We start from the raw sequence: 23,197 nt of genomic DNA on the forward strand, positions 1-23,197 counted from the left end.
CGTCAGCCTCACGGCTATCGCCAGCTGACCAGCCCGGCTCTCGCCGGCGAACGCGGTGATCCACCGCCAGCTACACCACGCTACGGGACACGATCCCCACCTTTCCTGTTTTGGTCTTCTATCAGCATGAGAACGGTGTCCTTGAGCACCGACTCGCTGATTGCCATGGTGCCCGACAAAGAATGGAGAATTCCGATTTTGATGGTGCCTTCCCCTGCGTGAGCCGTTGAAACGACGAACACAAGCCACAAACCAAACAATCTCGGCATGACACCTCGTGGCATTGAAGTTGATGTCATGTCGCTGCCCCGACCAGTTCGAAAATGCGGATCCCCTTTGTCATGCCCTTGGCAATGACCGACTCGAGGGGGCTGAACTGGAAGTAATGCTGGACCCGCAAATAGACGTCCTCACTCACAAGGATAGCGGTCCCAAACTGCTTGTTCAGGCTTTCGAGGCGCGCTGCCAGATTCACCGTATTGCCGAGGGCCGTGTAGTTCATGCGCTCCGTCGAGCCGAGATTGCCGACGATGGCTTCCCCGACATGAATGCCAAACCGTGTGAAGAATGGTTTCAGACCCTCGGCTTCGAACTGAGCGTTGAGCTTTTCGCACGCCATTCTGCCCGCAAGAACCGCGCGGCAAGCCCGCTCGATATGGTCGGGCTGTGGATTTGGTGCGTTCCAGAACACCATCACGGCGTCACCAATAAACTTGTCGACTGTTCCGCCTTCGGCGAGGAAGGCCTCTGTCAGCACCGAGAAATACCGCGACATTTGGTGCATGAGCATGTCGGGGTCGGCGGACTCGGCGATAGTCGCAAAATCCCTAATGTCGGTGAAAACGACGGTAACCTCCTCCCTGACTCCGCCTAGCTCTGTAGATACGGAATTGTCCATCACCCCTCGGACGATCTCCCTAGGGACGAAGCGAGCGAACGACCGTATGGTGCGCTGCGCGAGATTCACCGTACTGCCAAGTTCGTGAATTTCCCTAATGCGTGATGCGACCGGCGAGGGGTCGGGTGCAGCCAGCTTCTGGAGTCTGATTGCCTGCGCCGTAATATCCTTCAAGGAACGAGACATTCCGCTACCAAATATCCAAACGATCGGAATAAAGGCAGCACCGGCAATAGTTGCGAGGATTAGTCCGATGAACTGGAGCCTCCGAACACCTTGGACGAAGTCTCCTTGGGCCGCCAGCAACAATATGTTAGCGTTGTGCTGCTCACCCAGAGTGAATTTCGCTAACCTGAACAGGTAGTCGTTGCCTTGGTCGTCACGGATATTTCCATCGTAATGGTCGCGGCCATGCGCCCCTCGCAACACGGCCGCTACGACCCCCGAGTTGATCTCCTTGATGTTGGGCAATTGCGGTTGGGATGGATGTGTCATCGCGCTGGTAACGAATTGTGCAAAATCGGGGTGGGCGATGAGCGAGCCGGTCGAGTCGAAAATCAAGACGATACCATGTTCTCCAGGCCGTTGCGTCTGGACGAAATCGCTGAAGGTGTCGAGCTTGAGATTGGCGGCAAGGACGCCCGGCACCTTGCCTCGCAGGGGTGCGCTAATCGTAATCACCGGTACGCGGAAACTAAACGAAAGATAAGGCAAGGAGACAAGCGACCGGTCGGCTTTCATCGTCTCGTGATACCAGGGCTGCTGGCGGGCGTCGTATCCGTATTTCCATAGATCCAGTTGTCCAACCTCGTTGCCTTGCCGATCTTCAAAAATTCGTCGCAGGGGCAGCTCGCCACCGGGGTTGGGGCGGACCAAATCGATGGCAATAGCAGCGCGAGGTGTCGCACGTAACCTCTCGCGCTGCTCCTCGCTGAGGTCACTGGTGCGCCGCACCTGCAACGAAGCGCCAGTTTCGAAGCCGACAGAGATCCTGTCCATTTGGGGCAGTTCCTGCAGTGCGGCTTTGAATAGTGCAATCGCCGGGCCGGTCTCGGTCCCCTCATTTGAATCGGCTACGCTGGAACTGGTTGCCAGCACACGCACCAACGATGCTAAAGTGGTTATCTCCGTCTGAAGAATTCCCAACGCCTTCGCGCTGGTCGCGTCCATATAGGCAGATGCAGCTTCCTGCGTTGCAGAACGAAGAGCCCGGACCTGAATAGCAATCAGCAGCGCGGCTAGAGCGATGATAAACACCATCACCGCGGAGGTAATTGAGGTTCGAAATGTCAACCTCCACCGGCCACTCGGCCGGATTAGTGCTTTGAGTTCAATCTCCTGGGTCGCCATACCTGCTTTATCTCTGTTAGCTCGTTCGCCCGGCCGGTTTGGTTACGGCCGGCCGTGCTAAGGCAGGAGGCTCAATTGCTCAGAGTCCATTCACCGCCGATCGTCAGGAGTGCGATCGTTCCGAGAATTCTAAAGCGCTATCTTCTCATGCTCCTTTGTCTGACTATTCCATAATATCGCGCTCGCGGTCTTGGTCAGTTATGCCGTTTCTTTACTGAAAGTGCGCCGTTTCATTTGTAATCCGATCTCAAAGAAAGGCGCTTCATCACAAGGCACCGGGCAAATAGCCCGCGCTCATGATCGTATCGCCACTTGGCGATTGCGCGCGCATCTATGCCGAGAGACTTGCAAAGCCCATCGGCGACGACATGCCATTAGCCATCGTTCCGTGCAGCAGGCTGGCAAAAATGCGGCGCTGGCCGTTCGCTTCGACATGACGATAGGCCTAGGCGGCGGGAGTTCCATCGTCGGCCGTGAACAGCGCGTCCTTTGCGGCGTTTTCGCTGATGACCTTCGCCAGCCAGCTACCGGGAATGCGGCCGTCGCGGCCCGCAACGATCAGCGTTTCGTAAGAGGTCGGGAGCGAATTATCTCACAAGTTATTTTTGAAAACGGGAATTGATCTCCACTGTCGCCGTCATCCCAACCACGAGCCGCACATTATCTGGCACGTGATCGATACGAATCCGAACAGGCACGCGTTGGGCAAGGCGGACCCAGGTGAAGATCGGGTTTACGGATGCGAGGCCCGAGGCGTCAGGTTGCGCGTTCGCGACGGTGATGCCCCGTGCGGTGCTTTCGACATGACCTCGAAGGACTTGGCGATAGCCCAGCAACTTGACCGCCGCCGGGTCGCTCTCGTGAATTTTCGACAGACTGGTCTCCTCGAAATAGCCATCGACCCAGAAGGAGTCGGCGTTGACTACGGAAATCCTCTTCTGTCCGATGTTGACGTAATCGCCGAGCTGCACCAGCAGGTTAGTCACATAGCCGTTAACCGGCGAGAGGATCCGCGTCCGCCTCAAATTCACATTGGCCTGATCCAAATTGGCAGAGGCACGCCGATAGCTAGCTTGCGTTGGCGGCGAAGGTCTGCTTTTCCTCGGTCGAGGCTGCGAGATCGTCCAGCCTTTGCCGGCGCTGGAACTCCGCCTCCGCGTTCTGTGCGGTCGCCCTAGCCTGTTCGACGGCCGCCTCCGCAAGGCTAACGCCGATCTTGTAGTCCGTCGGATCGACGACCATCAAAAGATCGCCTTTGCGCACAAACTGATTGTCGGCTACGGGAAGCTCAACGATCCGTCCTGCAACCTCAGGCGCCTCGGCGACGACATAGGCGCGTACAGTGGCGTCACGCGTCCAAGGGGTCTCCATATAAGCGTTCCATGCCGCCCAGACGGCCAGGCTCGCAAGCCCCAACACCCCGAGGGTGACAGCTGTTCGGGTGATTCGGCGGCGCGCTCCGTCACGGCTATAATCAACTTCCAACATGGGCAGGCTCAATTTGCTGCGAAAAGAACGATGCATGAGAGGATGATAGCGTAGACGGCAAACTCTAGAAGCGCCGGGTGCCAAGCGAGCCGCAGGATGCCGCCTCTGTCGGCAGCCCAGCGGAGCGGCAGCAGGATGAGCCAAGCCACCACCATCATCACCGAGATCGGCGCCAAGTAGACGCCGAACAAATCGATCTCAACAAAGCTCATGGATAACCTTCGAGTCGAAGTAGACTGCGTGTCGAAGGAGCTCGTCGGAGATGGCGCGGATGCAGCCTTGCGCCCGCAGCACCAACGTGCGTTTCCTGCCGGCAGCTGGAAGCGTCGAGAGCGCGTTGTCGAGATGCTCGAGCCGTTCTCTTGCAAGGGCGCTCTCGCCCCACACTAGGGGCTTAAGCGCGGCATCGATCTGCGCACTCTCGCCAAGCCGGCGCGCGATACGGCGAAGCCGGATAACATCGGATCCGACCGAAAGGGCAACGAGCAGCCGGGAGCGCTGCAGCGAGTCGGCTTGCTGGGGAAAAACTGATAGCCGAGCGTATACTGCGCTTTCCCATGCACTTCGCGTTCTTATTGTCCCTGTTGTCGTCATCTTGCGCAGATCACGAAGAGTGAGAGCCAAGAGGCGGGCAGCACGGAATGCTGGTGAAGCTGCCGGCATCAGGCGGAACGCAAGCGTAGACACTCCCGCCCCAACAATGATGGCCAGCGCGGAGTTGTAGAATTGTACCGAGTCGTAGCTGATCACATTCTCCGGGTTCACGAGCGGGAGGAACCATGAGGCGATGGCTCCGAACATTGCCGGCTGCCAGGGGAGCGTGGACAGCGCCGCCGCCGGTATCAGCACCACTCCGATCGCAATCGCCAGGCTAGGGAAAGTCTCGCAGCCGGGCAGCACGGCGAATTTGATGACCGCAGGCAGACGGCGGCCATTGTAACGCCGAGCCAGCGGCTCTTGGCGGTGGCATAAGCCTGGTCCACATTGGGCGAGAAACTGATGATGAAGATTGTCGACCAGGCGATCGCTATGGCTCCGCTCGGCCATGCTGTGATGATCCAGAAAAACTCGACGCAGCAGACGGTCGCAAATATGCGCACCGCATTGATCAGTGCAGGAAGGTAATCGGGAATCGGTAGCTGCGCCGTACGAGCTTTCCGCTCGCATCGACCCCGACCAACTATCATTGTAATGCCGTCGAGCGTACGTGTGATGCCGATCAGCGCTTCGGCGACCCCATCGGCCAGCATCCGCACTGAAGGTGTGTGGACCGGCAGTGCCATCATAACCTTCACCGCGGCGGCACAGGTGCGCCGCAAGTAGGCGGCATTGGTCGCCCAGCTTGCCAGATCGCTTTCGACAGACGTTGAGCGCAATGCCGTAGGTAAGCTTAGCAAAACAGCTTCGGCTTCATGCCTGCGGTGCTCCCTCGGAACCAACTCCAGATAATTGGAAACCATGCGCCAGCTTGAAAGGGCAACGAACAGCCCTTGCACCGCCGCCCGCAATTCCTGCGAACGTAGTCGCAAATCCGGCGCTTCGCCGATCACCTCGTCGATCACGGGTTCGAGTGCTATGGTCCGTTCAATGAGATCGCGGCGTCTCATGCGCATCTCGTCACCACCCGCTCCGGCGAGCGCGCGGGCCAATCCGTGGGTGAGCTCCGACCGCAGAACGGCGAACAACTCCGCGAGGCGACGCCGTGCTCGACCAACGTCGGTGCTAGCCATGACCACAGTCGCGCAGGCCAACCCGATCCAGATCTCGCTGACCCGTGTAAGGGCCAACAAGAAGATGTCCCCGCTCGGCCCGCCGGTCGCGCCGAACTCGTCGCTCGCGACGATCACGGCTGTAAAGCCGGCAAGGGCGGCGCCATAGGCGGCAAAGTTGCGCAGAATAGTCGCGACGAAGCCGCATGCAGCGCCCCAGAAAGCAAGACCCAGGAGGAAGCCGGCACGGCTTTGCGGGAAGCAAGCGGTGAGGATCACGATCGCCACGGCACCAAGCACCGTGCCGACCAGGCGGAACCGCGCCTTCCGTAGCGAGGCCCCGAGACTTGGTTGCGACACGATCGCGGCCGTCGTGCCCGCCCAGTAGGCGTTATCAAGCCGGAGCCAAAATGCGATGTAGAGGGCGAGGCAGGCTGCGGCCCAGACGCGCAGGCCAAAGAGCAGATTAGAGAGCAGCGACGGTATCCGCCGCGGCGACTGACCAGTCTCCGGCCGCGCGGTCGTTGCAGACAGCGAAAGCGGAACCGGCCCCATCAGCCCGCGCTCCCGCCGTGTTGGAAGGAAAAGCCCAATGCGAATGCGATCAACGCGGTGCTGGCGGGCAGCGCCAGGGAGAGGAGACCGACCGCAGCCTCACACGCGGCGCCAACACCGCACCCAACGGCAAAGCCGAGAATGGTTGGCCACGTATGTAGCGCTCGATTGCGGGCTGCGGCCACGTCGCGCGGATCGCGCCTGAAAACCACGGTTCCGATATCCATTGCAAACCGCGTGATATTGCTGGTCATCACAGCTGTCGGTGCAGCACCTCGTAGCGAGATCTGCACAAGGGCGTTCTGCACCGCCATGGCGGCAACGCCGAGCATGCCTGCGGTTATCATTATGCGCGCGTTTGGATCTCTTTCAGCACCTGCCGTGACGCAGAGAAGCAACATGCCCGAAAGCAGTACGGCTTGTAGCGCCAGTAACGGCCGCAGCGAATCGGTTTGCATTATCTCCAGGCCCGCAGCCAGCAGCCTTGTCAGGCCGAGTACCGCAATGAAGACGGGAACGGACAGTATCGGCGCCATTGGGGCGGTCCCGCCGTCGACTAAATGCGCGGCCAGAATGACCATATTGCCGGTAATGTGAGCGGTGAACAGTCTGCCAAGCCTCAGGAAGGTGATGACATCGACGCTTCCTGCGGTCACGCTGAGCACGAACGGCAGCAACGTCATGCCGAGCGAGGTGTCGACCGAAGGCGTCAAGGGCCAAGCACGCGGAACATCAGACCTGTCTGCAACGTCGTGCCCCCACGGGATAGCGATAGGACTCGGTACGTCTGCGCCAATGAGGAGGTTCATTGTGCCTTAGGCGTTCGGATAACGCGTTGAAACAGGTGCGAGCCTGTCCATTGACATACGACACCTAATGCGGTCCCCACCGCAGTGTCGGCAAAGACGGAGCAACGGCTGCTGCCAGGCGTCCGTGGGGCTCATTGCTGCAACGACCATGTCGGCCGTCGTTATTCCTACGGTGACAATGTCCTCACGCCGACCCAACAGCGCCATTACCAATGTGCCGATGGCTATCAATGCTGCCATCCCCACCGGTATAAACGGGAAGAGCGAGAGGTAGAGCAAACACAGCGCGAAGCTGACGCAGGTGGCTATTAGGCGTGCGATACCAGCGGACAGGCTCCCGGGACGGGTTTCTCTGAAGACGAACACGGTGGCGACTACCGCCCACATCCCGCCCAGGAAGTCGAAAGAGTCGTCAACAAATCGAGACAGGGCATCGGTCATTACCCAATAAGTGATGAGACACGTCATCGCCATGTTCAAGGCATAGGCGACAACCCATGAAGACAGCCTCGGGCTTTTCACTTCCGGTGTGGCTTCGTCTCGCACTGGGTCGCTCCGCAATGATCGGTCTTCGGCTTCCCGCGTGTTTCGCGGAGTCGAAACTTGAGTTCGCCCTCCGCGAGAACCAGGGCGGCCACTTTGGGCCGCCCTGGCGACGCGTTTCAGTATTGAGGTTTGTAGAGGTGACGTTCGATCCATGCGCGGATATCCCGCGGCCGCTCCACCTGAGCCAAACCCTCATCGAACATGTACTCGGCGACTCGGGTTGCCGTTGTGGTTTCCGTTTCCAGAATGTTGTCCTGGCCCGGAAATAGCATGCCCTTTGCGCTGAGATCCGGGCCAATCTGATCGGCGGAGGCCTGGGCGGCGACGATGAAACATTCGTCGGTGATCAGCCGCGGCCGCGCCGCGTACGTTGCGAGTCCGACCGCAGGAAAGATGTAAAAGTTGTTGGCCTGACCGGGATGGTAAGTTCTGCCATTTAGCGTCACGTCCGGAAATTGTACGCCAGCCGCGAACAGCGCTTTGCCTTTCGACCAGGTGTATGCCTGCTCAGCCGTGCATTCCGCCTTATCCGTGGGATTGGATAGCGCGAAGATGATCGGCCGCTCATTTAGTTTGCTCATAGCCTCGACAACACGCTGGTTGAACGCGCCACCCTTGGTGCTGACGCCGATCAGGACCGTGGGCTTCAGGGTCTCGATCGTTTTCACGAGATCCTTCGACGGCGCCGCCTTGCGCGCGTAAACCTTCTGCGCTTCCGACAGGTTGGCGCGAGATGGCTCCAGCAGCCCGTCAATGTCGAACATCGAGATGCGGCTGCGCGCTTCATGCTGGGACAGTCCTTTTGCCTGCATCGCCACGGCGATCAGCTTTGCGATGCCTATCCCGGCCGAGCCGGCGCCGAGGAACAGAATCCGTTGGTCAACCAGCGGAGCGCCGATGATCTGCAATGCCGTCGTTAGTCCAGCAAGCGTGACGCTGGCTGTACCCTGGATGTCATCGTTGTAACAAAGTATCTTGTCGGCGTAGCGGTTCAGCAATCGGATCGCATCAGTGCCCTTCCAATCCTCGAAGTGGATGCAGCAATCGGGGAAAACCTGCTGCACCGCTTGGACAAATTCTTCGACGAGTTCGTCCAGTTCCTGGTCGGACGGAGGCTTCTCGCGCGAGCCAAGATAGAGCGGATCAGCGCGGAGCAACTCGTTTGTCGTGCCGATATCGAGCAACACCGGCAGCAGGCAGTCTGGAGGCACGGCAGCACACGCGGTATAGAGTTGCAGCTTGCCGATCGGGATTCCCATACCGTTGGCGCCGATATCGCCGAGGCCAAGAATGCGGCCTCCTGTCGAAACGCAGATGAAGCGTATATCCCGTTCGGGCCAGTTGCGCAGCACTTCGGTAATCCGTCCCTTCATTGCGCGCGTGATATACATGCCGCGCGCGCGGCGATAGATGTGGCCGAAGGCGAGGCACGCGTCGGCGATCGTCGGATCGTACAGGATTGGTATGAAGCGCGCCGGATCGGACATTACTGCGCGATAGAACAACGTTTCATTTCGGTCCGACAGCCCGGTGAGATAAACGTAGCGTTCAAGGTCGTTCGGTTTCGCCTCCAGGTGTTCGATGACACGCTCGACTTGCCGGTCGATATTCTCCACCGATGGCGGCAGAAAACCTTCAAGCCCGTGTTGGCGGCGTTCTTCCAAACTGAATGCCGTACCTTTGTTAAGAACGGGATCATTCAGCAGCGCGACTCCATGCAGAGCATTGTGAGAATGGGTCTTAGTGATCTGCATCATAGACGTTTTCCTCTGTTTCAGTGGGTCGGGCTGCCGACTGCGCGAGCAATTGGCAGGACGGAAAGCGAGCGTACGCCCTGTGCGCCGTGGATGAGCACACCCTCGATATCCGCAGTCGCGGATGGGCCGGTGTGGAAGCTGGCATAGTGCCTGTCGCGAAACTCAGGTCGGCGATAGGCGTGGTGCAGGTTGACGACGATGTCGGCGGGATCGAGGAGCACGATCAGGTGCTGCGCGAGGTAAGCGACTCCGTTGACGTGAAGGTCCGCATCGCTCAAGAGCACGGAGCCAGTCTCCGCAACGGCGAATGCTGCTCGGACGATGGCAAAATCGACATCCGCCAGATCTCGCGGCGCGCGCACATCGGCGACCTCCCGATTTCCCGCGATCTCCGGCACGGTAGAGCACACGACTTTGGCGTCCGCGATCTTCGCCCGGACCGGCGCCAGCATGTCGCCGGAAGCTGGCGGATCGAGGAAGTTGCCGCCCATCCGGTGCAGACTGTCCTTGAAAGCCGGCAGAAGCGACGCCGGCGGGTCGCTGTCAAAGAGGGGTACGTGCGGCAGCGGCCGGTCTACACGTGGCAGGTTGGCTAGAATTGAAGCGAGGATGTCGTCGCGGCTGCTCATTCCTTCACTCCCCGGCTCGCGTGATACCAACTGTGGAAAGTTTGTTTAGGCGGATGCGGCACTTCGCGATGCTTCCCCCAGGCGTTAAGGCCGTTGTAGATGACGAAACGCGGCAGATGGGCGAGCGCCGTATCGGCCGTAGCGATCGCGGCGCGGTAGGCCGCCGGCCGGGACAACAATGCACCGGCGGCCTTCATGGCGGCCTTTTTGGCAAGCGGCACCTCATGCTGGTTCACGAGAACGCGCCGCCAGGCATAGATCTGCTCGTGGATGTTGATCTTCACCGGGCAGACATTGGTGCAACTGCCATTGAGCGACGACGCAAATGGCAGGTTGCTGTATTTCCGCGCGTTGAAGGTCGGATCGATGATGAGGCCGATCGGGCCGGAGTAGGTGGCGCCGTAGCTCAGGCCGCCGCTGCGCCGATAGACCGGACACGTGTTCATGCAGGCGCCGCAGCGGATGCACTTCAGGGACGTCCAGAACTCGTCCAGACCCAGGCGGGCTGACCGGCCGTTGTCTACGAGCACCACATGCATCTCGCCCCCCGCCCGAGGTCCGCGGAAATGGGAGGTGTACTGCGTCATCGGCGACCCGAGGGCGCTGCGCGACAAGAGGCGGACGAGCACCGCCAAGTGCTCCAGGCGGGGAATGATCTTCTCGATGCCAATCGAGGCGATGTGCAGCTTCGGCACATTGGCCGACAAATCGGCGTTGCCCTCGTTGGTGCAGACCACGAATGTCCCGGTCTCGGCGACCACAAAATTGGCCCCCGTCATACCCGCATCGGCATTGAGGATCAGCGGGCGGGTCGCCTCCCGCTGTGCTTCCGCCAGATAGTGGACATCACTGTTGTCCGGGTCGGTGCCGATCGTACGCGAGAATACTCCCGCCACATCGGTGCGCAGCTTGTGCACGGCGGGCACCACCACATGGCTTGGATCCTCGTTGTCAAGCTGCTGAATGCGCTCGCCGAGATCGGTCTCGATCACTTCGATTCCGACGGAAGCCATGTAATGCCGGAAGCCGCACTCCTCGGTCAGCATCGACTTGCTTTTGATCAGCGATTTCGCGCCGTGGTCACGCAGGATGCCGTGCACAATGTGGTTGTGCTCGGCGGCGTCGCGTGCCCAATGCACGTGAATCCCGTTCGATCTCGCATTGGCCTCGAACTGACCGAGATACTCGTTGAGATGGGTGAGCGTGTGCTCCTTGATAGCCGAAGCGAGGGAGCGAAGCTCCTCCCATTCGGGAATGCCATGCATTTCTCGGTCGCGCTTCTGCCGCAGATCCCAGAGCCGCTCGTCATGCATCTTCTCGTGCTCGGTAGCGGCGATGAAGCGAGCGGCTGCCTCCTGCTGGTCAATAGGTCGGTTGCCGCGGACCTTGGCACCCCGCGGTTGCGGCTCAGGAGCCGGCCGCAGCGGCTTCGATGTTCCCTCGGCATGATCCAGGCGGCGGCCGTCGCGGACGATGGCATCGGGATCGCCCTCGGCCCGCAGCTCGGGATGCAGCATGGCGTCATCGGTTCGCTCGCGAATCATGCTCATGCGCTGGCTCCGTTCAGGATCTGGGCGATGTGAATGAACTTCACCGGAACGCCGATGCGTTCGGCGCAGCCTTGCTGATGCATCAGGCACGAGCTGTCGGCCGAGACAATGTATTCGGCGCCAGCCTGTGCATGGTCGCGGACCTTGTCGTAACCCATCTTGGTGGAAACCACCTCTTCGAACACCGAGAAGGTCCCCCCGAAGCCGCAGCATTCGTCGGGGCGAGCCGGTCGAACGAACTCGATGCCGTCAACCTTGGAAAGCAGATCGATGGGCTTGGAGAAGAAGGGCTCGTGCAACTCGGACGGAAGCGCGTGCTTAAGCCGGCGCAGCGTGCCGCAACTGTTGTGCAGTCCGACCCGATGCGGAAACCTGGCCCATGGAAAGGCGTCGACCTTCTGGATGTCGTGAAGAAACTCGACCAGCTCGAAGGTCCGCGCGCGAACCTCCCTGACTTCGTCGGTCTGCTCTATCGCGTCGAAATTGTCCCGCACATGGTGGACGCAGCTACCGGACGGTGAGACGACGCAATCGAAGCCGGAGAAGTTGCGCACGAACAGCGCCTCGGTATCAGCGCATTCGGCGTTGAATCCGGCATTTGCCATCGGCTGGCCACAGCAGGTCTGGTCACGCGGGTACACGACGTCGTGACCGAACCGCTCCAGCAGCTCGAGCGTAGCGATGCCGACGTCGGGGAAGACGGCATCAATGAAGCAAGGAATAAAAAGTCCGATGCGCATAATTCACCTCTTTCCTGTCTCGCACTTCCGAAGGCTCCGCCGTTCAAAGCAGCTTCGGCCCCGGTCGCACGATCTGTTTGACCTGACGCACTAGCGTCAGTGCCGTGTCCTTGCTCTCAACTAACGGCGAGAAATTGCAGCGTTAGTGCATCACGGTCCGTACCGACGCGCCTTACAAGGCTGTGGCGACATAGGGCTTCACCATCTTCTTCGGATTGACGACGCGGTCGAATTCCTCAGCGCTGACGAAGCCAAGCTGAAGAGCGGCGTCCTTGAGCGTAAGATCGTGCTCCAGCGCATGGTGGGCGATCTTCGACGCCTTGTCGTAGCCGATCACCGGCGCGAGCGCCGTGACCAGCATCAGGGAGCACTCGACATATTCGGCGATCTTCTTCAGATTCGGCCGCGTCCCTTCGACCAGAAACTTTCGGAAGTTCGTGCAACCGTCGGTAAGAAGGGTGATTGATTGGGCGGTATTGGCGATCATCAACGGCTTATAGACGTTCATTTCGAGATAACCGCCGGCGCCGCCGAAGCCCACGGCCACATCGTTCGCCATCACCTGAACGGCGAGCATGGTCAAAGCTTCGGCTTGTGTCGGATTGACCTTGCCCGGCATGATCGACGAGCCGGGTTCGTTCTCGGGGATCAGGAGTTCCGCGAAGCCGGCACGCGGCCCGCAGGACATCAATCTTATGTCGTTGCCGATTTTATAAAGCGAAGTCGCCAGGGTGCGTAGCGTGCCGGAGAGTTGCACGAGCGCGTCGTGCGAACCCTGCACGGAAAATTTGTTCGGTGCACTTACGAACGGCAGATTGGTAAGTCTAGCAATCTCGGCGGCTGCCTTGTCGGCAAAGCCAGGTGCCGCATTGATACCCGTGCCAACCGCAGTGCCGCCGAGCGCCAGCCGATAAGTGCCCTTGAGAGCGTCCTCGATCCGCTCAAGATCATCGTCCAGCATGCCCGCATAACCTGACCATTCCTGGCCCAGGGTAAGCGGCGTCGCATCCTGCATATGGGTCCGACCGATCTTGACGATGTCGGCCCATTTGACAGCCTTGCTGGCAAACGCGTCGCGCAGCGCTTTCACGGCGGGGACAAGGCGATCGTTCACAGCAACGGCGGCAGCGACATACATCGCCGAGGGGAATGAATCGTTCGACGATTGCGACATGTTTACATGATCGTTCGGGTGAACCGGCGTCTTGCTGCCGATCTTCGTGCCAGCGAGTTGCGTGCACCGATTTGAGATCACCTCGTTGATGTTCATATTGAATTGGGTGCCGCTCCCCGTCATCCACACGTGCAGCGGGAACATATCGTAATGCTGGCCAACAAGAATTTCGTCGCAGACCCGGACGATCAGCTCGTGAACATTATCATCGAGACGCTTGCCGGCATGGTTGGCATTGGCGGCAGCCTTTTTGAGAATGGCATACGCGCTTATCATCTCGCGCGGCATCAGATCGTGACCGATGCTGAAATGCTCGAGCGAACGTTGCGTCTGCGCTCCCCAGAGCTTTTCAACAGGCACATGAACTTCGCCGAGACTATCGCTTTCGATTCGAAACTTTTCCATTGTACACTCTCTCAGAGAACCGGTGAGCTAACCTCTCCAGATGAGCAAAGAGTCACTGTTCGGGTCCTAGTATGCATCGTACCGCGAGACCTTTCTTGTATTGGGCTGCGAGCCCATGCATCTGACTGCGCAAATAGTGAAGGACACCCAATCCCGCTCCAGACGGCGCAGGCGGCAAACCGACATTAGCGGTCAGCGGTCCGGTCATGGCAAAGCTCATCTCAGCCGCCTGATCAATTCCGGCATTTTGGGTGGGGTCCTGCTCGTGAGCAGGCTTCGGAGTGCGCCAATCAGCGCTTCACTGCCGCGACATCTATCACCTTGTCGCCCTCGACCGCGGCGATCACGCTTGGTCTTAAGGTCGGTAAGAACGCCAGGAATAATAGGGCCGCGACCACGACCATACCGAGACTAGCAACTTCTTTCACCACGATGCTCTCCAGCTAAAATGCGAACCGCTCGCCGTACGGGCCTGTCTCGGCTAAGTTCGTCAGCGAATCCGACAATGCATCTTCAACGAGACTCGTGCTTGTACGCGGCTGCCTTTGATTTGGACCAAACATACTCAAACTTTCGCGAATCAGTGACGATAAGATCCACTGGCGCGACACATGCCACCGGAATCGCCGTGAACTATCGAATCAAAATGGCGTCGCTGCCTGCAACTGTTCTTCGACGATTAGATTGACTTCGCGGTGGGCGATACTTGTTACGGCGCGAGGCTTTGGGTGAAAGATGCGCTTCGGTTGCTCGTGGATGCCTTCGACTACCAAACAGTAAATTCGCATGATCCAGACCAATCGGAGCACATTTTGACAAGCGCTCTGATCTGAAACCTCCCATAAATGCGATCAACGCAATGGGCTCGGACTGGTGCTGGTTCCGCGCAGGTGGTGGTGCCGAACGTGCCCATCGCCAGTGACCTCCGTGACCCAGATAGCCGGCCAGCCCCCCACGAAAGCGAACTATCGCGAGAGTTGACTGATGTTTGAAACGAGACTCGCCTCGCTTGTGATTTCGTCGGCCTTGGCGTTCGGTTCACTGGGCGCGGCTGCCAAATCGAGTGAAACTCTTAACGCGCTAGACGGACAGAATTTCGCACTTGAAGAGACTGTAGATCGCGAGCTGGAGCTGTTCCGAAGCGCGCAAGTATCCCTACAGCAAGCGTTACTGATTTCCGAGAAATTGCACACCGGATCGAGAGTTGTAGACATCAGTTTCGATGGCGCATCACACCCACCGGTCTATAGAGTGAAGAACATTCAAAAGAATCAAATTTGGGAGAATGCTATCGATGCAGGGACAGGGAGCAGCAGTACAGGCGGCAAACACGCGCTGTCTGTTAAAGATCTTGAAGCACGGGATCGGCGTAGCTTATTGGCGTTAAGGACCGTTCGGCAAAAGCTGTCGGACGCCGTCGTCGTCGCGGAGCGATCAACGCGCGGAAAGGCAATTAGCGGAGGTTTAATGAATGAGGATGGGACACTGTACTTTGTAGTTGTTGTGGATACCGCCGATGGTCTAAAGCAAGTACTTCTAGAGCCTCCTCGAGTTCGAGGCCGATGACCGCCGCGCCGGATCGATCTACGTGCCGGCAAGTTCTGTTGAATGTTGGGTCATTCCGCGCCTTCGAGTGCTAGTCGACGTGGGGTCCCTACGAAGATCGGCACGACAAATCTTTGATCCACATGACATTGGGCGGTTCATGCTTCGGCGCCGTTTTGCGGTCCATTTGATCACCCCGGCCTTACCGGCCTGTCTCCGACGCGAAGGTGGCGAGGCGGGCATAGAGCGCGGTCGTGTCGAGCTTAGAATGACCTAGCAGCACCTGAATCACGCGGACATCGGTGTCCTGCTCCAGCGGGTGGGTAGGCGAATAAGATTTGAAGCGTTGACCGCTACGTACAAGATCTCCAGCCTTTCGGTTTTGAGCTCGGCTCCTATCTTATCGGCAACGGCGAAACACAAATCTAGCGATAGCCCGACGGGCGTTTGATCCGCACCAGGGTAGGCAAACGGTCTAGAGGCTTGCCGCCTTCGCAACGGGCTTGCTGCTCTTTCGGTTTTCGATCAGCAATCCGGATTTTCGGGCCGATTGACGATGCAATCATCCGTTTGCCCGACCCATCTTTCTCATTCCCAGTACGATCACATGAGCCGAAGCTGACCGCCTCTTGCTAAACTTGTCCAGCATGTGTCGACGTCTGCAATTCTTGCGGGCACTCTATGGATGATCTCGGCTCGCCGCTCGGTCAAGAGAAAGGCCGGCGGGCGTTACGCCGCCGACCTTGCCTTGCAACTGCCGGTTCGTGGGTCCGGTTCCGTCGCATACCGCTTTCAACTTGATCGGTACCACCTGGTGCCGGCCCGCGCCATTGCACGCGGGTATTGCAAATCCGTACCAAGGTAAGCTCAGGCTACGGAGTCGACATGGATCCGACTATCCCTCGGTTTAGTCACAGATACAGTCCGATCAAGCCGCGGAAGTTTAAGCTGATCCCAAACGTCAATCAGCGCCTCGGCGAGATGATCCATCAACTCATGGCTGTGATGAGGGGATGGCGTTATGCGGAGCCGTTCGTGGCCCCTCGGCACGGTCGGATAATTGATCGGCTGTATGTATATGCCATGTTTCCACAAGAGAAGGTTGGAGACCATTTTGCATTTCTCGGGATCGCCGACATGCACCGGCACGATGTGGGTTTCGCTCGGCATGACGGGCAGGCCTGCCGTGTGGAGCACTGATTTCAGGCGCGCAGCACGGTCCTGGTGGCGATCCCGTTCGCGTTGGGAGGTCCTCAAATGCCGGATGGCTGCGGTTGCCGCCGCGCAGATCGGCGGTGGTAGAGCCGTCGTGAAGATGAAGCCGGGCGCATAGGAACGCACGGCATCGATCAGATTGGCGTTGGCCGCAACGTAGCCGCCGAGACAGCCGAAAGCCTTCGCGAGCGTGCCTTCGATAATGTCAATACGGTCCATCACGCCATCGCGCTCGGCGATGCCTCCGCCATGGGCACCATACATTCCGACAGCATGAACCTCGTCGACGTAAGTCAGCGCGCCATACCGCTCAGCGAGATCGCAGATTTGATGCAACGGCGCTACATCCCCGTCCATGGAATAAAGGCTCTCGCACAGGATCAGCTTCGGTCTGTCAGGTGCTGTCGCGCGAAGCAATTGCTCGAGATGCCGCACATCGTTGTGGCGCCAGATGTGCCTTTCTGCGCCTGAATGGCGGACGCCTTCGATCATTGAATTGTGATTGAGCGCATCGGAGAGCAGTAGGCAGTCTGGCAGCAATTTCGCGATCGTTGCGATACCGGTCTGGTTGGAAACATAGCCCGAGGTGAAGACCAGGGCGGCCTCTTTGCCGTGCAGGCTGGCGAGTTCGCGTTCCAATTCAAGGAGGGAATGATTAGTGCCAGCGATGTTGCGCGTACCGCCGGCGCCCGTGCCCATTTGCGAAGCCGCCTCCACCATCGCGCCGACCACGTCGGGATGCTGGGCCATGCCGAGGTAATCGTTCGAGCACCAGATCACGACCTGCCGGGGACCGACCGGTGAATGCCAGATCGCGTGCGGAAACTGACCGGCAAGGCGCTCCAGATCGACGAAATTACGATAGCGGCGCTCGTCCCGAAGCTGGTTCAGGGCAGAATTGAACAAGGCGTCATAGTCTGAGCGGCGAAAGGCCGGGCCCGTGAAGCAATTTATGCTGCCAACGTCCGCGTTCATGATTTCACCCATTCATTCAAGAGCCAGACGAAGTCTCCGAGTCCGTTCACTCGATCAGGACCTGTACGGCGATCTGACGCGAACCCAGTCAGCGCTTGACCGCGACTATGCCGCGAAGATTTGCCACGATATTGAATGAGAAAATCGTCGCGGGTATTGTTGTGCTTCTTCATCGCTGTCGCGGCTGGCCGAGCGCGCCGCTCGACGTCGTTTGCGTGAGATCGGGGATCTGGCCGAACTGGCGCTCGCCGCCCTGTAAGGCCGCCGCAGAATCAACCACCCGGCGCACGCCGATCAAATCAATTTCAGCTCGTTTCGATAGGCTTCCTGCTGAACGACGAAAGTGCGTAGGAGGTCGGAATGTTGACGAGCTTTACCGTTCCGAAATCGCCATTCGGTCAGGCGGCATTAACACCGGCGCCGCCCTGGCACTACTCGACCGATGTTGTGGGAGTCGAGTTCTCGTCGTTCTGCGTCGTAGAATTTCCGAGGCCTTGGCTTGTTCGTCGGCACCCAATCCATCGAGGAGAATCATAGGCGTGACCATATGGCGGAGGTGAGCTCGTTTTTTATTCTGTGGTCCAACTCGCGAAGAAGCAGTGATCCGTCGGGGTTCGGTGACTGTACAATGTGTTTTGTCATTTCGGATTCCGACGATCTCTGGCTAAAACTGAACCTAAGCGCCCGCCGCGGTTTCGTTCGGATAGCAATGCGTTCTAGATTGCTCGCACAACAAATGGCCTCAGACAGCCCTTATAGCTTGACGCCGCGCTGCTCTAATTCGGCTTCGATCGCTTCAAAGAGGATCTCGACTGGCATCACTGCAAGCCTGGTCCAGAGGATGATCGCAGCGCGCGTGGCGACTAGACGATCGATTCCATGAAACTGCTCATATCCACTGCTCACGTAGGTCAAGAAATTCAGTCAGTTATGCGAGCATCGATATGATTCATACTCTGGAAGCCTCCGACTAGGTATTCGGTCATGCAACGACTACTCCCAATGCGAGATGTCAGTTAACTCGCGCGTGTCACTTGAACGTGACGCGCGGCGGCAGTAAACGTGTCTATGAGAAGCTGACCTTGCTCCTCTTGATGGTGGATAGAGTAGCGGATGTACTTCGGTCGATCTTGTTCAGTCCTGATCCATTTAGGCGGCAACTGCGCAATTCCGTGCGCAGCAACGGCAACTGTTTATCCTTCAATTCCGCCTGCTGAGCGCCCATCATTCCATAAGCCATGACGACGCGGCGTCCGTGCGCGGCATAGCATTAGCGCGCCCCAAGCGCTCCGATAGAGACGCTTGGAGCACCCGCGTTCCGTTGGACGAGATCATCGAATGCGCGGTGATAGGGTCATGCCGGGCGCGAGGCCGGGATTGATCTGCTCCGGCGATGTAGCGCGCGTTGCAGACTCAGCAGGAATCGAATCTGTCGGTGCGCGCTGCGGGGTGAAGACGGGCAGGCAATTTGGACGCAGCACTGGCCCCCTGAATAGCTCAGAGAGCTGGTCCAGGACGTCGGTACGCATGAGGTCGAGCCAGCTTCGATGATCAGTCTCTGATGCCGACCGCACGGTCACCGTGGCGGTCATTCCGGAAACAAGCGGCACATCTGCCGGCACCGTATCGATGAGAACGCGAACCGGCACGCGCTGGGCGAGCCGCACCCAGGTGTAGACTGGATCAACATTGGGCAAGCCTTGGGCACCTGAAGCCGCATTCGACGTGCTTATGCCTCGGGTGACCGTTCCAACATGCCCGATGATAGGCTGAGAATAGCCCATCAATTTCGCCTCCGCGCGATCTCCAACACAGATTCCCGCCATTTTCGTTTCTTCGAAATATCCGTCGATCCAGAAGCTGTCGGCATCGATGATGGAGATATTGCTGGTTCCGGCATGCGCAAAATCGCCGACCCGCATAAGCAGGTTCGTGACATAGCCGTTCACTGGGCTGCGTACCTTGGTCCTTTGAAGGTTAATCTCCGCTTGAGCGAGCTGTTGTTGAGCGGCATCGAGCGCGGCCTTCGCCTGAACGGCATTGCCGGCATAGATCTGCTGCTCCTCGGGGGTCGTTGCCAAGTTAGATAAATGCTGACGCCGCTCGGATTGAAGCTGCTTGACCTGGAGGTCAGCCGCTCGCTGCTGCATTGTTGCGACCCCGGTGAGCTGAGCAACTTCAAAATCAAACGATTCGATCGTGTAAAGGACGTCACCTCGGTGTACAAACTGGTTATCGACAACTCGCACATCGTTGATTTGGCCCGATATCTGAGGTGCGACCCTCGCAACCTGTACACGCACGGTACCATCCCGCGTCCAGGGGGCTATTACGTAGTGTTGCCAGGTCAGAAGGGCGATCAAGATGGCAAGGAGCGCGATCGCAAGCGTGGAAAGACGCTTACCAAGCCCTACGAGAAAAGGTCGGACGGAACCTTGGACCACCAAAGGGATCGGAGCGGACGAAGCCTGGGACAGATCTGGCTCGACTTCGGGCTCGCTGCGCGCAACAGGTTCTGACGCCGGGGACCAATCCGGGTCGGCGCTCGCATGCTCCCGTGTTTTGGCAAGCTGCACATCGAGCGTCGGGACATGATCCTCAGAAGCAGTTGTTTCCATGATTCTCTCTCTAGAACAACAGCGTCAACAGGCCGAGGATCGCAATGTAGAGACTGAGCTCCGCAATCGGCGGATTGCTGAACAAATTTGAAAATCCAACGAGATGCAGAACCGGTCGCAATATCACGACGATAACGATCGTCGCTACGGCGTAGGAAAGGAGGGGCGCGATCAGAACTCCGCCAATCACCAGTTCTCGATAGCTATGCGTCATGATCTTCTCTCCGCGAAGACTTCCGCGCCGGGACGCGGCGAGGTGAACGTGACGCTTGCGAGGACAAGCGCTGCGCTGGCGCCGGCCACGGAAATGTCTCGGATGGACGCCGCCTCGTTCAGTGCACGGGTCGAGGCGACGATGGCACCGGGGTCCCGCTTCACGAGCGACGTGTACGCCGCGCCGACTTCAAGCCGTAGCGGACCCTCGGCAAGCCGATCCAGCTCGACCTCGCACAGGCGAAGAGTCGCCGCCTGGTCAAAGATCGCCATGGCCTCTTCCATTGCCGGGCGATGCTGAAGGACGTTGCCGTCGGCGGCCAGGATCTGCGCGACCCGACCGGCATCGCGAAACATGGCCTCCTCGGGGGCCAGGTCCTGTTTCGCGTGAAACGGCAGACGGCTGAGGTCACGGCGCGCTGAGGCCAGCAACCAATGTCGACGACGATCGTTCGATGTCGGAGGAATGAAGATCTCCGCCGCGAACAGAAGGCCTGTCGCGAGCAGCAGGAAGAGACCGGAAAACAAAAATGTCTGCGGATTGTAGGTTTGCGGATTGCTGGGGGCAAGAAGCGCCAGGATGAAGACCAGGTTAAGCCGGCCGAGCGTCGACAGGATCCGGTTCGGCAAAGTCATCAGGAGTGCTGCTCCGATCATGAACGGTGCCAGGCCGATCGCCAGCAAGGGAAACGCCGTGGCGCCATCGAGAACGACGAACTCCAGTATGCCGGCCATGAGTGATGCGATGGGCGCAGCCACAACTGCTATCATCGTGAAGGCGCGCAAATCAGGTGTCGTAGCGCCCAACCCGATGATGACCGCGACAAACGACAGCGAAACCTCTGTCGAGGACCAACCGCTGACTGCGAAGAAGGTCGCTGCCAACAAAAAGTAGACGGCTGCCCTGATGCCTGTTTCAGCCGCGATCCGACGAGAACGATACAAGGGGGCACGCCATGCCCGCGGCAGACGCCTGCCGGCACTGAGCGCCGCGAGGCTTTCTCGCACCTCGTCATCTATTCGAAGAACGTGGTCGGTGAACCAAGACAGCGATGTCGCCAACAAGTCCTGAGAGGCCCTGCCCCGCCCGCTCGCAGACGCCTCGCGTGACGATCGGGCAATTGCGTCGGAACTCGCGTCCGCTTCGGAGATGATTTGCGCGCGCAATGACGGTGAAGCGTTCACAGGCAATGTTTCCAAGGCGCGGGCTGCGAACAACTCGGCTACAAGCCCCACCATCGCATTGCGAGCGGCCGCGCTCCTCGCCGGGCCGCTGTTCAATTCGGCGACGAGACTCGTAACCTCGGGGCGAAGGGCGATGATTTCGCGCAACAATTCCACCGCCGTCATTGCCGACATCGCTTCTCCGTGAAGAACGCGGTGCGCGTAGTCGGCTACCCGGCGACGAAGGGCTTCGAGTTGAGTCACCAAATGCGGATGTTCATCCGGTGCGATGAGCAGATCGTTCACGACTGTAACCGTTAGAACTCCAACCATGATGGCGGCGCCCCGCGCCATGGCGGATTCGAAGACATGTTGGGGATTGTCGATCTGCTGAACGGCGATGAATGCTACTGTGTAACCGCTGAGCGCTGCCGCATAGGCACGATTGCCGTCCAGCAATCCCACAATATAGACGCAAATTCCGAGCCAGGCCGCAAATGCGACCAGAAGGACGATGCCGGTCTGGACGAAAAGACTAACGATGGTGATCGATGCCGCCACGCCAATGACGGTCGCAATCAGTCGAAAGACAGCCTTCTCGAGAACCCGCCCTCGGGTTGGTAGCGCTAGGATGGTAACCGTCAACGCAGCCGACGACGGTGCTTCCAGCTCAAGCCAGAAGCCTATGTAGAGCGCCAATACGATCGCCAACCAGGTCCGGATCGCGAAGGCCCAGGAACTTCGCGGCAATCCCGCAAAGACCATCGGCTGTCTGTCTACCACGGTGCTCACGGCACTCTCCGACCTTCAGAAAACTGGGAGTGGTACTCCTTTGGAGCGTGGGCCCGTATGGGAAGCGACCGCACGAGGGAAGCCTACTCGTAGCCCGCGTCGGCGACTTTTCCTCGAAATAGCCGGTACACCAGGATCGTGTAGATGAGCGTGAGCGGCATGACGAAGAGACCTGCCCCCCAGAACATGAAGGTCAGGCTAGCCGCCGGCGAAGCAGCTTGCTCGACGGTGAGCGCAAAGGGAATCATGTATGGCCAAAATGAACCGGCCAAAGTGCCGAAGGCCGCCAGGAAGATCAACGCGGAGAACCTGAAGGGAGCCCAATCATCTCGCCGTTGTACGCCCTTCAGGAGGCAGATCGAAGAAACTGCTCCGATCAGCGGAAAGACGAGAAGGTATGGACGCTCCAACCAGCGAGTCATCAGGTTAAGATGCATGGCCAGAGCGAGAGCAAAGGCGGTAGCCAGAAAGGCAAGTACGCCAACGGTCAATACAGGCAGCAATTGATAAGCGCGCTCCCTGATCGGCCCCTCGCACTTCCGCACGAGCCAACTTGCGCCGAGGAGGCTATAGCCAAGCACCAGCCCAAACCCGCAAAGCGCTGCGAACGGACTGAACCAGCCGAACGTGCCACCGACATAGTGGCCGTCCTTCATGGGAAGACCTTCTACCAGCGCACCGACCGTCATGCCCTGAATGAAGGTCGCGATCAACGATCCTCCTGCGAAGCCCAGGTCCCAGAACCAGCGAAAGCCTATCGACTTGTATCGAAACTCGAATGCAACGCCGCGCAGGATAAGGGCGCATAACATCAGCACGAGGGGGAGATAGAAGGCTGACAGGAACGCTGCATACGCGGCCGGAAAGGCTCCGAACAAAACTGTGCCGGTCAAAACGAGCCAAGTCTCGTTTCCGTCCCAGACAGGCGAGATCGCACTCAGCATCTTCCTTCGGTTCGGCTCGTCAGCGAAGGCAAACAGGATGCCGACACCCAAGTCAAAGCCGTCCAGCAGTACGTAAAGCGACGTAGTTACGGCAAGCAAGCCCGCCCAAAAAAGAATCATG

Annotated in this window: 21 protein-coding genes and 1 pseudogene; 1 reads left to right on the plus strand and 21 read right to left on the minus strand. The window is 58.9% G+C overall.

The window, feature by feature from the left end; all coding sequences use genetic code 11:
• Window positions 1-95: 95 nt before the first annotated feature.
• The 15 genes and pseudogenes from ABID59_RS00005 to ABID59_RS00075 form a co-directional block, all read right to left on the minus strand.
• Window positions 96-284, minus strand: a pseudogene (locus ABID59_RS00005) (transporter substrate-binding protein); the annotation flags it as partial.
• An 11-nt stretch (window positions 285-295) separates the two neighbouring features.
• Complete coding sequence (locus ABID59_RS00010) at window positions 296-2,248, minus strand: adenylate/guanylate cyclase domain-containing protein (RefSeq protein WP_354082001.1); 1,953 nt, start codon at window positions 2,246-2,248, stop codon at window positions 296-298.
• A gap of 599 nt (window positions 2,249-2,847) precedes the next feature.
• Window positions 2,848-3,294 carry an HlyD family secretion protein gene (locus ABID59_RS00015; RefSeq protein WP_354082002.1) on the minus strand — a complete coding sequence of 149 codons (447 nt, stop codon included), beginning with the start codon at window positions 3,292-3,294 and terminating at the stop codon, window positions 2,848-2,850.
• A gap of 22 nt (window positions 3,295-3,316) precedes the next feature.
• Complete coding sequence (locus ABID59_RS00020) at window positions 3,317-3,736, minus strand: HlyD family secretion protein (protein WP_354082003.1); 420 nt, start codon at window positions 3,734-3,736, stop codon at window positions 3,317-3,319.
• Between the two features lie 8 nt (window positions 3,737-3,744).
• Window positions 3,745-3,948, minus strand: coding sequence for a DUF1656 domain-containing protein (locus ABID59_RS00025; RefSeq protein WP_354082004.1), 204 nt, complete (start codon window positions 3,946-3,948; stop codon window positions 3,745-3,747).
• Complete coding sequence (locus ABID59_RS00030) at window positions 3,935-4,636, minus strand: FUSC family protein (RefSeq protein ID WP_354082005.1); 702 nt, start codon at window positions 4,634-4,636, stop codon at window positions 3,935-3,937. The genes ABID59_RS00025 and ABID59_RS00030 overlap by 14 nt, the downstream gene beginning before the upstream one ends.
• Entirely contained in the window at window positions 4,579-6,000 is a 1,422-nt protein-coding gene (locus tag ABID59_RS00035) for an FUSC family protein (RefSeq protein WP_354082006.1), read from the minus strand. Before ABID59_RS00035 ends, ABID59_RS00030 begins: the two co-directional genes overlap by 58 nt.
• Window positions 6,000-6,713, minus strand: coding sequence for a YoaK family protein (locus tag ABID59_RS00040; RefSeq protein WP_354082007.1), 714 nt, complete (start codon window positions 6,711-6,713; stop codon window positions 6,000-6,002). Before ABID59_RS00040 ends, ABID59_RS00035 begins: the two co-directional genes overlap by 1 nt.
• A gap of 102 nt (window positions 6,714-6,815) precedes the next feature.
• Complete coding sequence (locus ABID59_RS00045) at window positions 6,816-7,355, minus strand: FUSC family protein (RefSeq protein ID WP_354082008.1); 540 nt, start codon at window positions 7,353-7,355, stop codon at window positions 6,816-6,818.
• Between the two features lie 116 nt (window positions 7,356-7,471).
• On the minus strand, window positions 7,472-9,112 hold the full coding sequence (locus ABID59_RS00050; protein ID WP_354082009.1) for an NAD-dependent malic enzyme: 1,641 nt from the start codon (window positions 9,110-9,112) through the stop codon (window positions 7,472-7,474).
• 17 nt (window positions 9,113-9,129) lie between these two features.
• The gene (locus ABID59_RS00055) at window positions 9,130-9,741 is read right to left on the minus strand and encodes a LutC/YkgG family protein (protein ID WP_354082010.1); all 612 of its coding nucleotides are present in this window, start codon (window positions 9,739-9,741) and stop codon (window positions 9,130-9,132) included.
• Window positions 9,738-11,291, minus strand: coding sequence for a lactate utilization protein B (locus ABID59_RS00060; protein WP_354082011.1), 1,554 nt, complete (start codon window positions 11,289-11,291; stop codon window positions 9,738-9,740). The genes ABID59_RS00055 and ABID59_RS00060 overlap by 4 nt, the downstream gene beginning before the upstream one ends.
• Complete coding sequence (locus ABID59_RS00065; RefSeq protein ID WP_085403727.1) at window positions 11,288-12,031, minus strand: (Fe-S)-binding protein; 744 nt, start codon at window positions 12,029-12,031, stop codon at window positions 11,288-11,290. Before ABID59_RS00065 ends, ABID59_RS00060 begins: the two co-directional genes overlap by 4 nt.
• Before the next feature lie 172 nt (window positions 12,032-12,203).
• Complete coding sequence (gene fumC, locus ABID59_RS00070; RefSeq protein ID WP_354082012.1) at window positions 12,204-13,610, minus strand: class II fumarate hydratase; 1,407 nt, start codon at window positions 13,608-13,610, stop codon at window positions 12,204-12,206.
• Between the two features lie 290 nt (window positions 13,611-13,900).
• Window positions 13,901-14,041, minus strand: a complete 141-nt coding sequence (locus tag ABID59_RS00075; protein WP_354082013.1) for a hypothetical protein — start codon at window positions 14,039-14,041, stop codon at window positions 13,901-13,903.
• A 553-nt stretch (window positions 14,042-14,594) separates the two neighbouring features.
• On the opposite strand from ABID59_RS00075, the gene ABID59_RS00080 reads away from it, so the two are divergent.
• Window positions 14,595-15,176 carry a PepSY domain-containing protein gene (locus tag ABID59_RS00080; protein ID WP_354082014.1) on the plus strand — a complete coding sequence of 194 codons (582 nt, stop codon included), beginning with the start codon at window positions 14,595-14,597 and terminating at the stop codon, window positions 15,174-15,176.
• An 846-nt stretch (window positions 15,177-16,022) separates the two neighbouring features.
• Here the strand turns inward: ABID59_RS00080 and hemA are convergent.
• From hemA to cydB, 6 genes are all read right to left on the minus strand, one after another.
• Complete coding sequence (gene hemA, locus ABID59_RS00085; RefSeq protein WP_354082015.1) at window positions 16,023-17,345, minus strand: 5-aminolevulinate synthase; 1,323 nt, start codon at window positions 17,343-17,345, stop codon at window positions 16,023-16,025.
• A 753-nt stretch (window positions 17,346-18,098) separates the two neighbouring features.
• On the minus strand, window positions 18,099-18,260 hold the full coding sequence (locus ABID59_RS00090; protein WP_354082586.1) for a hypothetical protein: 162 nt from the start codon (window positions 18,258-18,260) through the stop codon (window positions 18,099-18,101).
• A gap of 416 nt (window positions 18,261-18,676) precedes the next feature.
• Entirely contained in the window at window positions 18,677-19,963 is a 1,287-nt protein-coding gene (locus tag ABID59_RS00095) for an HlyD family secretion protein (RefSeq protein WP_354082016.1), read from the minus strand.
• Window positions 19,964-19,973: 10 nt separating this feature from the next.
• On the minus strand, window positions 19,974-20,177 hold the full coding sequence (locus tag ABID59_RS00100) for a DUF1656 domain-containing protein (protein ID WP_354082017.1): 204 nt from the start codon (window positions 20,175-20,177) through the stop codon (window positions 19,974-19,976).
• Window positions 20,174-22,132, minus strand: a complete 1,959-nt coding sequence (locus ABID59_RS00105; RefSeq protein WP_354082018.1) for an FUSC family protein — start codon at window positions 22,130-22,132, stop codon at window positions 20,174-20,176. Before ABID59_RS00105 ends, ABID59_RS00100 begins: the two co-directional genes overlap by 4 nt.
• Window positions 22,133-22,215: 83 nt before the next feature.
• Window positions 22,216-23,196: a cytochrome d ubiquinol oxidase subunit II gene (gene cydB / locus ABID59_RS00110; RefSeq protein ID WP_354082019.1), complete on the minus strand. Its 981-nt coding sequence runs from the start codon at window positions 23,194-23,196 to the stop codon at window positions 22,216-22,218.
• Window position 23,197 lies beyond the last annotated feature (1 nt).

The sequence above is a fragment of the Bradyrhizobium sp. S3.3.6 genome (assembly GCF_040546905.1).
Taxonomy (GTDB): Bacteria; Pseudomonadota; Alphaproteobacteria; order Rhizobiales; family Xanthobacteraceae; genus Bradyrhizobium; species Bradyrhizobium cytisi.

Bases quoted from the DNA above. Each gene is read 5' to 3' on its own strand.
- ABID59_RS00010 (WP_354082001.1), bottom strand. From the start codon at position 2,248: ATGGCGACCCAGGAGATTGAACTCAAAGCACTAATCCGGCCGAGTGGC.
- ABID59_RS00020 (WP_354082003.1), bottom strand. From the start codon at position 3,736: ATGTTGGAAGTTGATTATAGCCGTGACGGAGCGCGCCGCCGAATCACC.
- ABID59_RS00025 (WP_354082004.1), bottom strand. From the start codon at position 3,948: ATGAGCTTTGTTGAGATCGATTTGTTCGGCGTCTACTTGGCGCCGATC.
- ABID59_RS00100 (WP_354082017.1), bottom strand. From the start codon at position 20,177: ATGACGCATAGCTATCGAGAACTGGTGATTGGCGGAGTTCTGATCGCG.
- ABID59_RS00035 (WP_354082006.1), bottom strand. From the start codon at position 6,000: ATGGGGCCGGTTCCGCTTTCGCTGTCTGCAACGACCGCGCGGCCGGAG.
- ABID59_RS00080 (WP_354082014.1), top strand. From the start codon at position 14,595: ATGTTTGAAACGAGACTCGCCTCGCTTGTGATTTCGTCGGCCTTGGCG.
- ABID59_RS00065 (WP_085403727.1), bottom strand. From the start codon at position 12,031: ATGCGCATCGGACTTTTTATTCCTTGCTTCATTGATGCCGTCTTCCCC.
- ABID59_RS00050 (WP_354082009.1), bottom strand. From the start codon at position 9,112: ATGATGCAGATCACTAAGACCCATTCTCACAATGCTCTGCATGGAGTC.
- ABID59_RS00055 (WP_354082010.1), bottom strand. From the start codon at position 9,741: ATGAGCAGCCGCGACGACATCCTCGCTTCAATTCTAGCCAACCTGCCA.
- hemA (WP_354082015.1), bottom strand. From the start codon at position 17,345: ATGAACGCGGACGTTGGCAGCATAAATTGCTTCACGGGCCCGGCCTTT.
- fumC (WP_354082012.1), bottom strand. From the start codon at position 13,610: ATGGAAAAGTTTCGAATCGAAAGCGATAGTCTCGGCGAAGTTCATGTG.
- cydB (WP_354082019.1), bottom strand. From the start codon at position 23,196: ATGATTCTTTTTTGGGCGGGCTTGCTTGCCGTAACTACGTCGCTTTAC.
- ABID59_RS00060 (WP_354082011.1), bottom strand. From the start codon at position 11,291: ATGAGCATGATTCGCGAGCGAACCGATGACGCCATGCTGCATCCCGAG.
- ABID59_RS00095 (WP_354082016.1), bottom strand. From the start codon at position 19,963: ATGGAAACAACTGCTTCTGAGGATCATGTCCCGACGCTCGATGTGCAG.